Origin of the sequence: Rhodopseudomonas rhenobacensis (genome assembly GCF_014203125.1) — a bacterium.
In the GTDB taxonomy this organism is placed as follows: Bacteria; Pseudomonadota; Alphaproteobacteria; order Rhizobiales; family Xanthobacteraceae; genus Rhodopseudomonas_A; species Rhodopseudomonas_A rhenobacensis.
Genome location: NZ_JACHIH010000008.1, coordinates 135,090 through 145,669, shown reverse-complemented (window position 1 = coordinate 145,669; position 10,580 = coordinate 135,090). Strand labels below are relative to the sequence as shown.

At 65.2% G+C, this 10,580-nt stretch carries 11 protein-coding genes; 5 read left to right on the top strand and 6 right to left on the bottom strand.

What is annotated here, in order from left to right:
• Positions 1 to 201: 201 nt before the first annotated feature.
• Genes rnhA through ispH form a run of 3 tightly spaced genes read right to left on the bottom strand, consistent with a single transcriptional unit; the run spans position 202 to position 2,616 of the window.
• Positions 202 to 675 carry a ribonuclease HI gene (gene rnhA, locus HNR60_RS09245; protein ID WP_184256643.1) on the bottom strand — a complete coding sequence of 158 codons (474 nt, stop codon included), beginning with the start codon at positions 673 to 675 and terminating at the stop codon, positions 202 to 204.
• Entirely contained in the window at positions 672 to 1,652 is a 981-nt protein-coding gene (locus tag HNR60_RS09240) for a homoserine kinase (RefSeq protein WP_184256641.1), read from the bottom strand. The genes rnhA and HNR60_RS09240 overlap by 4 nt, the downstream gene beginning before the upstream one ends.
• A gap of 1 nt (position 1,653) precedes the next feature.
• On the bottom strand, positions 1,654 to 2,616 hold the full coding sequence (gene ispH, locus HNR60_RS09235) for a 4-hydroxy-3-methylbut-2-enyl diphosphate reductase (protein ID WP_184256639.1): 963 nt from the start codon (positions 2,614 to 2,616) through the stop codon (positions 1,654 to 1,656).
• A gap of 244 nt (positions 2,617 to 2,860) precedes the next feature.
• On the opposite strand from ispH, the gene HNR60_RS09230 reads away from it, so the two are divergent.
• Entirely contained in the window at positions 2,861 to 3,562 is a 702-nt protein-coding gene (locus HNR60_RS09230; RefSeq protein WP_184256637.1) for a DUF1013 domain-containing protein, read from the top strand.
• An 87-nt stretch (positions 3,563 to 3,649) separates the two neighbouring features.
• Here HNR60_RS09230 and HNR60_RS09225 read toward each other — a convergent pair whose 3' ends face one another.
• Positions 3,650 to 3,967 (bottom strand): hypothetical protein, encoded by a 318-nt coding sequence (locus tag HNR60_RS09225; protein WP_184256636.1) that lies wholly within the window; start codon positions 3,965 to 3,967, stop codon positions 3,650 to 3,652.
• 611 nt (positions 3,968 to 4,578) lie between these two features.
• Here HNR60_RS09225 and HNR60_RS09220 point away from each other — a divergent pair.
• The 4 genes from HNR60_RS09220 to HNR60_RS09205 all read left to right on the top strand — a co-directional run bounded on the left by HNR60_RS09220 (position 4,579) and on the right by HNR60_RS09205 (position 7,315).
• Entirely contained in the window at positions 4,579 to 5,082 is a 504-nt protein-coding gene (locus HNR60_RS09220) for a DUF6932 family protein (RefSeq protein WP_430694900.1), read from the top strand.
• Positions 5,057 to 6,004, top strand: a complete 948-nt coding sequence (locus tag HNR60_RS09215) for a hypothetical protein (protein WP_184256632.1) — start codon at positions 5,057 to 5,059, stop codon at positions 6,002 to 6,004. The genes HNR60_RS09220 and HNR60_RS09215 overlap by 26 nt, the downstream gene beginning before the upstream one ends.
• Positions 6,005 to 6,369: 365 nt before the next feature.
• Entirely contained in the window at positions 6,370 to 6,804 is a 435-nt protein-coding gene (locus HNR60_RS09210) for a phosphate-starvation-inducible protein PsiE (RefSeq protein ID WP_184256630.1), read from the top strand.
• A gap of 292 nt (positions 6,805 to 7,096) precedes the next feature.
• Positions 7,097 to 7,315: a hypothetical protein gene (locus tag HNR60_RS09205; protein ID WP_184256628.1), complete on the top strand. Its 219-nt coding sequence runs from the start codon at positions 7,097 to 7,099 to the stop codon at positions 7,313 to 7,315.
• 324 nt (positions 7,316 to 7,639) lie between these two features.
• Here HNR60_RS09205 and HNR60_RS09200 read toward each other — a convergent pair whose 3' ends face one another.
• The gene (locus HNR60_RS09200; RefSeq protein ID WP_184256626.1) at positions 7,640 to 9,244 is read right to left on the bottom strand and encodes a hypothetical protein; all 1,605 of its coding nucleotides are present in this window, start codon (positions 9,242 to 9,244) and stop codon (positions 7,640 to 7,642) included.
• Between the two features lie 36 nt (positions 9,245 to 9,280).
• Positions 9,281 to 10,573 (bottom strand): adenylosuccinate synthase, encoded by a 1,293-nt coding sequence (locus HNR60_RS09195; RefSeq protein ID WP_184256624.1) that lies wholly within the window; start codon positions 10,571 to 10,573, stop codon positions 9,281 to 9,283.
• Positions 10,574 to 10,580: the final 7 nt, after the last annotated feature.

Sequence of the window (10,580 nt, the reverse complement as noted above, 5' to 3'; positions counted from 1 at the left end):
CGGCCGGCCACCCCGCGCGCGCGGGCGGCACACGCCCCCCCCCCCCCGGGGGGGGGGGCGGGGCGCGGGGGCCCCCCCCCCCCCCCCGGGGGGGGGCCCCCCGCGTCTCATCGAGTCCGACCTCGCGGAGACGCCCCCTCACCCGACTCACACGCGCTTCGCGCGCGTGAGCCACCCTCTCCCCGCAAGCGGGGAGAGGGTTTATCCCAGCCTCGACTTCACCTTGTTCTCGATCAGGCCGTCGCGGGCCAATTGATCGGCGCGCTCGTTTTCGTCGTGGCCGGCGTGGCCTTTGACCCAGTGCCAGCGAATGGTGTGGGTCTTCAGCGCGGCGTCGAGCCGCTGCCACAGGTCGACGTTCTTGACCGGCTTCTTGTCGGCGGTCTTCCAGCCGTTGCGCTTCCAGTTGTGGATCCAGCTGCCGATGCCGTTCTTGACGTATTGGCTGTCGGTGTAGAGATCGACCGTGCACGGCCGCTTCAGCGATTCCAGCGCCGAGATCGCCGCCATCAGTTCCATCCGGTTGTTGGTCGTGTGCGGCTCGCCGCCTTTGAGTTCTTTCTCAATCTCGCCGAATTTCAGGATCGCGCCCCAGCCGCCCGGACCGGGATTGCCCGAACAGGCGCCGTCGGTGTGAATGATCACCGTCTTGGGTTCGGACTTCGCTTCGCTCACGCCACCACCCCCGAGGCGGTGACGCCGTAGTCGCGGATGCTGTCGACGCTCTGGTGGAAGCGCAGCTTGCGGGCGTATTCCAGCGGATCCTTCGGCCGCACCAGCGCGCCGGCCGGCACGTTCAGCGAATCGACGAGGCGCGTCAGCAAAAAGCGCAACGCGGCGCCGCGCGCCAGCAGCGGCAGCTTGTCTTGTTCCGCGGCGGTCAGCGGCCGTTCGCGGGAATAGCCGTTGAGAAACGCGCGCGCCTTGGTGACGTTGAAGGCATGATCCGGCTCGAAGCACCAGGCGTTCAGGCAGATCGCGACGTCGTAGGCCAGGATGTCGTTGCAGGCGAACGGGAAGTCGATGATGCCGGACAGCGTGTCGCCGAGGAAGAAGGCGTTGTCGGGGAACAAATCAGCATGGATCACGCCCTCCGGTAGATGCTTCGGCCAGGCGTGTTCGAGATAATCGAGTTCGGCATGCAGCAGCGCGTGCAGCCCGTGCTGCAGCGGATCGGCGCCGGCCGCCGACTGTTCGAACAGCGCCCGCCAGCCGCCGACCGACAGCGGATTGGCGCGCTGCAGCGGAAAATCCTGCCCGGCCAGATGCATCTTGGCGAGCCCCTCGCCGACCGCGCCGCATTGCGCGACGTTGGGCCGCCGCGGCCACACCCCTTCGAGGAAATTGATGATCGCCGCCGGCCGCCCCATCAGGGCGCCGAACACCGCGCCGCTGCGGCTCTTTTCCGGCTGCGGGCAGCGGATGCCGCGCTCAGCCAGATGGCTCATCAGCGACAGGAAATACGGCAGGTCCTCGCTGGCGACGCGCTTTTCGTACAGCGTGAGGATGAACGAGCCCTTGGAGGTGTGCAGCAGGTAGTTGGAGTTCTCGACGCCCTCGGCGATGCCCTTGTAGGACAGCAATTCGCCGATGTCGTAGCCGCGCAAAAACTCCGCCAGCTCGTCGGCGGCGACGTCGGTATAGACCGCCATGCTACTCGGCCGCGTCGGGCCGCAGCGCGCGGGGCAGCGGGAAGAACTCGTTCTCTTCGGCGGCCGACACCGTCTCGACGCGCAGCTCGTAATGTTCGGCGAAGGCGCCCATGATCTCCTCGACGATGACCTCCGGGGCGGAGGCCCCGGCGGTGAGGCCGAGGCTGGTGATGCCCTGGAACAGCGTCCAGTCGATGTCGCCGGCGCGCTGCGCCAACACCGCGATCTTGCAGCCTTCGCGCTCGGCGACCTCGCGCAGCCGCTGCGAATTCGACGAATTCGGCGCGCCGACCACGATCATGGCGTCGACGATCGGCGCCACCTTCTTCACCGCGGCCTGGCGGTTGGTGGTGGCGTAGCAGATGTCTTCCTTGTGCGGCCCGGAGATGTTCGGGAAGCGCTGCCGCAGGATCGCCACGATGCCCGCGGTGTCATCGATCGACAGCGTGGTCTGGGTGACGAAAGCCAGGTTGTCGGGGTCCTTCGGCTGATAGGCCGCGGCATCCGCCGCGGTCTCGATCAGCGACACCGCGCCGGCCGGCAACTGGCCGAGCGTGCCGACCACTTCCGGATGGTGCGAATGCCCGATCAGCAAAATCTCGCGGCCGCGCTTGAAATGGATCGCCGCCTCGCGGTGCACCTTGGTGACCAACGGACAGGTGGCGTCGAGCGAGAAGAAATTGCGCTGCAGCGATTCTTCGGGAACCGACTTCGGCACGCCATGGGCGGAGAACACCACCGGGGCCTGGGTCTGCGGGATTTCCGCCAGTTCCTCGACGAAGATCGCGCCCTTGGCGCGCAGGCTGTCGACCACGTAACGGTTGTGCACGATCTCGTGGCGGACATAGACCGGGGCGCCGTACAGCGACAAGGCCCGCTCCACGGTGTCGATCGCGCGCACCACGCCGGCGCAGAACCCGCGCGGCGAACAAAGCAGGATTTTCAGGGGCGGTTTAGGCTGCATCTGAGCGATCCGGGGCTGATTTTACCGCACCATAGGATCGGCAGCGGTCGGCGCCAATTGGCGTTTCGGGTAAGGACATGAATGCCCTGGACTTGGGGCGGCTTTGCGGCGCTGTCAAGGGCGAACAGCAAGCCATTGCGCGAGCCGCCCGCTGAGGCTTATATAGGCGGGAATTCCCGTCATCGCTGATGACCGACGGCTTCGCCTCCGAAAAGAGGTGGGCGAAGCGCAAAGGAGATGTGCCATGAGCAACGCGCCGTTGATGCCGAAGGCAACCGCCGTGTGGCTGGTCGACAATACCGCGCTGTCGTTCGACCAGGTCGCCGATTTCACCAAGATGCACCCGCTCGAGATCCGCGCCATCGCCGACGGCGACGCCGCCCAGGGCATCAAAGGCATGGACCCGATTTCCACCGGCCAGCTCACCCGCGACGAGATCGCCAAGGGCGAGAGCGACCCCGACTACCGGCTGAAGCTCGGCGAAAGCCGGGTGACGCTGCCGCCCGCCGCCAAGAAGAAGGGCCCGCGCTACACCCCGGTGTCGCGCCGCCACGAGCGGCCGAGCGCGATCCTGTGGCTGGTGCGCAACCATCCCGAGCTGAAGGACGCGCAGATCATGCGCCTCGTCGGCACCACCAAGACCACGATTGCGTCGATTCGCGACCGCACCCATTGGAACGCCTCGACGCTGACCCCGATGGACCCGGTGACGCTCGGGCTGTGCTCGCAGATCGAACTCGATTTCGAGGTGCAGCGCGCCGCCAAGGAAAAGCCGACCGACCAGGCTTACGGCGGTGCCACGCTGCTGCCAGCCTCGGAAACCACCCGCAAGGACGCCGAGCTGGAGAGCGCCGAGAAGAGCAGCGACGACCTCGACGTCGACGCGGTGTTCGCCAAGCTGAAGACCATCGGCGGCAAGAAGCCCGAGGACGAAGACGAGGAATAGGCGGCTCGCCGCTCCTCACCCCACCCCTCTCCCCGCAAGAGCGGGGCGAGGGAGCAGGCTGCCGTCGCAGCGGCGCTGCGGCCCACGTCACTCCGCCTCCTGCTCCGCGCGATCCTGATAGAACTGCACCATGCCGTCGACGGCGATGTGTTGCTCGAGCCAGGGCAGCACCGGCCGGCGCAGCATCGCCAGACACGCGAAGCTGTCGCTGACGCAGGCCCGCGCCCGCTTGCAGGCTTTCATCCGGCAGCGCCGCGCGCCGCCGGAATATTCCGACATGCCGCGACGCACCGCGCTGAGGCAGTGCTGGTACAGCGGATCGGGCGCCGCGGCTGCGGCCTGTTGGGCGAGCCGCTCGGCGCGCATCGCCGCGGTCTCGAAGCGTTTCGGCGGACGTCGTGTCATGGTCGCTCCTTCGCTTGGCGCTGATGATCGCGGCGATTGTTGCGGGCACGGCTGTGCATCCGGCGCCCCGCCGCGCGATCAAGATGGGTGCTGGCTTTTCTTGCAGACCTCCCTTGAGGGAGGCGGAGCGCCGAAAGGCGCGCCTTGTGAGTGGGCCGCGACGCGAGCGCCGAGACGTCGGCGATCAGCGGCGCGGCAAACGCCTTTCGACGCTCCACCGCGGCGATTTTTCGCCCCGGGGCCGTGCTTCCGGGTGCAGGCGCGATGCACTCCGCACCGCCGATCCCGGCGGTTTCCCGCCGTTCACCTGCACCGCGTCCAGCCAACCAGCAAGTGGCAGACTCTCCTAGTGGAGCCGGACGGCGACCCAGGGCGTCCCGAGTGCGCAGGGAGACGTCCTCCCCGCGCCCGCAGGCGCCGCCTCCCACCCCGCGCCTCGAAGCGTCCTAGGAAACGCCCCTCGATGAGGTGGGATGGCGGGATGATAGCAGGGCGGGATGCGGTGTCAAGGATTTTCTTCCTATTAACGAGCCGCGCTCCTTAAGGCGAGTTCCCTTAGCCCCGCAATTAGTGGTAGGCATTAAGCCGGGTCTCGGGGATCTCGCGTTGCCGTGTCGGTAAAATTCGACTATCCGCCTCTTCTGGCGCCCGGTAGGCACGCCATGAGTTTGCAAGCCGTTAAGGCGCTGTGCGTAGCACCGTTCCCCGGCCCTGCTCGGCTTTGCCGTGAAAAGTTGTTCTACGCTCTCGAAGGCGTGATCCAAGACCTTCTAAGAGCCCACATTCGGTGCGATGTGTTCGCTGACGGCAGTTTCTTTACCGAAAAGCCAGAACCGGATGACATTGATATCATTGTCTCATTGAATGTGGACGTATTTGACGCTCTAGACGATGCGCAGCATCAAGTGGTTGAGGCGCTAAACACTAGTCAAATCCCACTTGTGGACAGCATTGCCGTCACGACTTACCCTCGGGAGCACCCTTATCGAGGCTTTGGACTTGACCTTGAGAGCCTAATTGAGGGGTACGGGCTTGAACATGCGCAGGTGTACCTCAAAGGGTATGCCGTTTTGAGATTGTGGGAAACGGATGTCGGAAATCGCATCTGTCGTTGAGCGCGCCCGGAAAGCCTTCGCCTTAGTATCAAGGCTTGAAGAAGCAATTTCGCGCGCCCCGCATGATCGTTCGCTGCAGCTCAACCTAGCGGCGATGCGTAAGGTCGCAATGCAAAGTCAAGATTCGTTGTTTAAGTTCTCGGAGCGCACCCACGTTGAGGTTTGTACCTATCGGCTGGTTGCCGAAGCCTCGGATAATTATGCGCTCCCATACATCTCAGCTTCGATGCTCAAGTATCAAAATCTCTTCAGTCAGATCTATGATGCGAAACGAAACGGCATCAAATCTAACATGGCTATCGGAAACAATGCTTGGGAAGAAAGCATTCTTGAGTTTGGCTACTCATATAGCGGTTCGCTTGGGGTAGTTCTCCTGCGCCAAGGTTCGCGAGATTTGTTAAGCGGGACTTTTGATGATTCGATCGATGCCCTTTACCAAGTGATGGGTATACATGACCAAAACGACGTTCGGGATGTCGCCAAGAATTTAGGAAACGCCGTCGTAAAGCGTCTTCATGAATGGTCAGAGGCAAACCTTAAAGGGGGGTTTGCAGCTGATGTGAGATGGACTCGCTCCGACGGTCGTCAACTTGGCGAGATCATCGAACGCAATCGAATGGAGAGGATCGTTGGAATCATTGACGCAACTTCTGATGAAAAGATTGAAGACATCGAGGTGGCTGGCGTTCTGCTAGGTGGCGACCTGGGGAGCGGTTCATTCCATTTTGTCGCCCCCAATGCGGGAGATTATCGAGGCCATCTTGCACCCGACTTTTCCCAGCAGACTGAAATGTTGCTCGGCAAGCGTTACGTTGCACGTATACGCGAAAGGAGCACACTCACCTATTCAACGGATAAAATTGACCGGGAGCGCCTCTTGCTTTCTTTGAGAGAGCCAGATGGTGACACTGTGCCGATTTAGCCCGTAGGATGGGTTGAGCTCGTAGCTCGTAGGATGGGTTGAGCCCTTGCGAAACCCATCGCATTCCGTCCGCTGATCGTGATGGGTTTCGCTGCGCTCAACCCATCCTACTCACCGCTTCACCTTCCCGCATATCGCTGCGCTCATTCGGGCGACCGCGCATCCGCCCTACGGATTTTACCGCTGCCCCGCTCCCGTCCGTTCCTGCCCGGCAGCGGCGCAAAGCGCGGCACAACGTCACCTTGCGGTTTGCCGCGGCACCAAACACACAGGGCGCTATGGCCGCGCGGGTGACCGGCTCGCGGCGCAGCCGACACTCGACGGCCCCAGCCGACTTGCCCGGCGCAAGGATTGGAATTTGAGCGATGATGGACATGCCGACCCCCGCCCCGAAGACCGTGCCGTTGATGCGGCGGGTGATCCTGCAGCTGGAAAACGTCTTCCTGGTGGTGATCGGCGCGTTCGCCGTGGTGGCGATGGCGCAGGAGGTCTACGAAACCGCGCTGGGGATGCGCGTCGCGCTCAAGGACCTGCTGTTGATGTTCATCTATGTCGAGGTGCTGGCGATGGTCGGCGTCTACTACGAGAGCAAGAAGATCCCGATCACGCTGCCGTTGTTCATCGCCATCACCGCGCTGGCGCGGCTGTTGATCCTGCAGGGCAAGGACCAGCCGCCGGAGAACCTGCTGTATGAAAGCGGCGCGATTCTGATCCTGGCGATCGCCTGCGCGGTGATCAGCTATCGGCCGCCGCGCGGCGGCGACCGCGGCGAGCTTGACGGTCGCGGCGTCGGCAAATAAGCCGCGCCGCGATCTCGACGCATTGGTAATGAGCTTGCGAGCTTGAACCTTTTTCTCCCCTCCGCGACTACCGTTGGGCTGGGAGCGAGCGCGGCGCCGCAACGTGTGGCCGCGCGCGGTCGCGCGTCAAAAGAAAACGCCGCGTCAACCGGTTAACAAACCGTTCCGGAATCGAAGCATTCCAGCATCAATTCAATGTCAGAAGGTGTCACCGCTCATTCACCGCCGCGACTCACTGCGGCCCCAATGCGCGCCGATGGTCCGCGCGCCACCTACTTGAAGGAGACCGCGCATGACCACTTCCGCCTCGCCGAAATTCGACGCCGATTATGTCGCCACGCTGCGTGAGGTGCTCGACATCGCCGTCGAGCAGATCGCGGTCGAACATCGCACCCCGGCGACCAAGGCCAAGATGGCGGAAACCATCGTGCGCAACGCCGCCGAAGGCGTCACCGACGCCGGTGACCTGGTCTCGCAAGCGGTCGCCGCCGGCGTCGGCGGCGCGCCGTAGGTTCAAGTGTGCTGACAAGCCGGTCGTGCTCCAGGGCCTTTCCGCAAATGCGGCAATGGTGATTAGGCACTAAACTCACCACGTCATGGCCGGGCTTGTCCCGGCCATCCACGTTTCCAAGCGATGCTTTGCGTGTTTTTCGTGGATGGCCGGGACGAGCCCGGCCATGACGCGGTGAGTCAACGGCATCCAACAAGCTCAAGTGATGTCGGACCCGGCCGCGACGAGCGCGGCCATGACGCGGATGGTCAATGGCCTTGAACAGCGGCCAGTGGTGCAGCACCGGCTCGCACACGGCGCGCTCCGCAGCCCTCGCGGGCGAGGCTACTCGCCCCAGGATGTAAACGCGTCGGAGAAGGCGCGCTCGCCGGGCGAGCCCTTCTCGATCGCGATGATGGCGCGGCGCTGGTTGGAATAGACCAGCGGAATGTCGAACCAGGAGCGTTCCTTCAGAAGCTGCAGGTTGCGGGCGCGGTCGGCGTCGACATTGCTCAATCCCACCAGGAAGAAGCCGTCGGTGACCTTGACGGCGAGCCCGGCCAGTGGCGTGCCGCGGGCCTGCTCGTTCGACTTCATCAGGATGCCCGGCACGTTGGAGACGCCGCCGCCGGCAAAATCCGCCGGCAGCACGAAGGTCAGTTCCGCGGTGTGGCTGGCCGGCAGCGAGGCGTCGGTGTTGCGGCGGAACGACATCGACATCTTGAACTTGCGCTCGGCGATCTCGACGTCGGCGCGCACCGCGATGTCGCCCGGCTTGCCGCCGCTGCCCTTGATCTGCTCGGTGCGCCACACCACCGTGCCGACATATTGCTTGCCCTTCGGGTCCGACGGATCCTCATCATACAGCACCACGCGCTGCGCCACCGGCGCCACCTGGTCCATCGACGACGGCTGGCCGACGCGGTCGGCGATCTTCGGCCGGCTGGTGGGGGCTACGTCCTTCGGCGCTTCGACCACCGCGGGCTGCGACGTCAGCATCGCGCGCAGCGAACTCCAGGCCGAGGGGCCCCACAGGAAAGCTGCGCCGATCAGCACCAGCACCACGCCGATCGCCAGCGCGCTCTTCACCGGGAATGCGGCGCCGACGACCCGCTTCGGCTTTTGTTTCGGCTCCGGCCGCGGCCGCACCGAGGATTGATAGCGCGCCGCCTCGTCGGGGGATTCGTCGTAGGAATACGGCTGCTCCGGATCGCCGCGGTTCTCCATGCTCGGCTCGAGCCGGTCGAACTCCGGCGACGGCGAGGTGACGTTGGCGTAGGTCTTGCGGGCCTGGCGGTTGGCTTCGGCGGCGGCGCGGCCGAGATCGTCGACGTCGGCGGTGAGGTCGCGGAAGCCGCGCATCCCCGAGGTCGCGCTCGGCGGCCGTTCCTGGCCACGTTGTGGCGGCGGCTGCCGGTCGCGGCCCGAGGGGCCCGGCGGCACGTCATCATAGGCGGAGAGCGGCGACGGCTGCCCGGGGCGGGGAATTTCGACGCGCAGATTGCGCGGCAGCGGCGATTCTTCGCGGGGCCGCGGCGGCGGCGGCGGCGCGCCGTCCTCGCCGGGCTTGGTATCGGCCGGCGTGTCGCCGGATTTGGGGCGGCCGCCGGCGCGCAGGCTGTCGCCGGGGCGCGGGGCGTCGGGGCGCGGGGCGTCGGGGCGCGGGGCGTCGGGGCGCGGCGCCTCCGAGCGGCCGCGGGCCTTCTGATCGGCGGAGCGCGAGGCCTCGCGGGCGCGCTGCGCCGCCTCGGATTCCACCTTGCGCACCGCCTCTTCCAAGGCGAGCCGCTCGCGGGTGATCTCGGATTCGCTGAGCGGCGGCTGCACCCCGCGCAGCTGCGCGATCAGCGCCGAGCGGGCCCGTTCATAGAGCGCACGGCGGCTTTCGCCGGGAGCACTGGGGTCCAGTCCGGCGATGGCGCGGGCGATGAGCGGATAGTAATCAGCCATTTTGACTCAAGTATGCACGCCTTTACGGTAACACCATTAAGCTTCAAACGGGTTCTGCACCAGAATAGTATCTTCGCGTTCCGGGCTGGTGGAAAGCAAAGCAATCGGGCAGCCCACCAGTTCCTCGACCCGCCGGACGTATTTGATGGCCTGCGCCGGCAGATCCGCCCACGACCGGGCATTGGCGGTCGGCTCTTTCCAGCCCTCGATGGTCTCGTAGATCGGCACGACGCGAGACTGCGCGCCCTCGCCGGCCGGCAGATGGTCGATCTCCTTGCCGTCGAGCATATAACCGACGCAGACCTCGATCGAATCGAAGCCGTCGAGAATGTCGAGCTTGGTCAGCGCCAGGCCGTGGATGCCGCAGGTGCGCACGGTCTGCCGCACCAGCACCGCGTCGAACCAGCCGCAGCGCCGCTTGCGCCCGGTGTTGACGCCGAATTCCTTGCCGCGACGGCCGATCTCTTCGCCGATCTCGTTCAACAATTCGGTCGGGAACGGCCCCTGGCCGACCCGGGTGGTGTAGGCCTTGCAGATGCCCAGCACGTAGCCCACCGAACTCGGCCCCATGCCGGTGCCGGTGGCGGCCTGCGCCGCGACGGTGTTGGACGAGGTGACGTAAGGGTAGGTGCCGTGATCGACGTCGAGCAGCGCGCCCTGCGCGCCCTCGAACAGAATCCGCTTGCCCTCGCGGCGCTTGATGTCCAACAGCCGCCACACCGTCTCGGCATAGGGCAACAATTGCGGCGCGAAGGCGGTGAGTTCTTCGAGAATCTTGCCGGCGTCGAATTCCGGCAGGTTGAAGCCGCGGCGCAGCGCGTTGTGATGCGCCAGCAGCCGGTCGATCTTCGGCGGCAAGGTGTCGAGGTCGGCCAAGTCCATCAGCCGGATGGCGCGGCGGCCGACCTTGTCCTCATAGGCCGGGCCGATGCCGCGCTGGGTGGTGCCGATCGCGGTGGCCTTGCTGGCGTTTTCGCGCAGAGCGTCGAGCTCGCGATGCAGCGGCAGGATCAGCGTGACGTTTTCGGCGATCCGCAGATTGTCCGGCGAGATCGCGACGCCCTGGCCCTGCAGCTTCTTCACTTCATCGAGGAACGCCTGCGGGTCGAACACCACGCCATTGCCGATCACCGCCAGCTTCGACGGCCGCAGCACGCCGGACGGCAGCAGCGCCAGCTTGTAGGTGTTGCCGTTGATCACCAAGGTGTGCCCGGCATTGTGGCCGCCCTGGAAGCGCACCACGATATCGGCCTGCTCTGAAAGCCAATCGACGATCTTGCCTTTACCCTCGTCGCCCCACTGGGCGCCGACCACGACCACGTTGGCCATTTCCGAA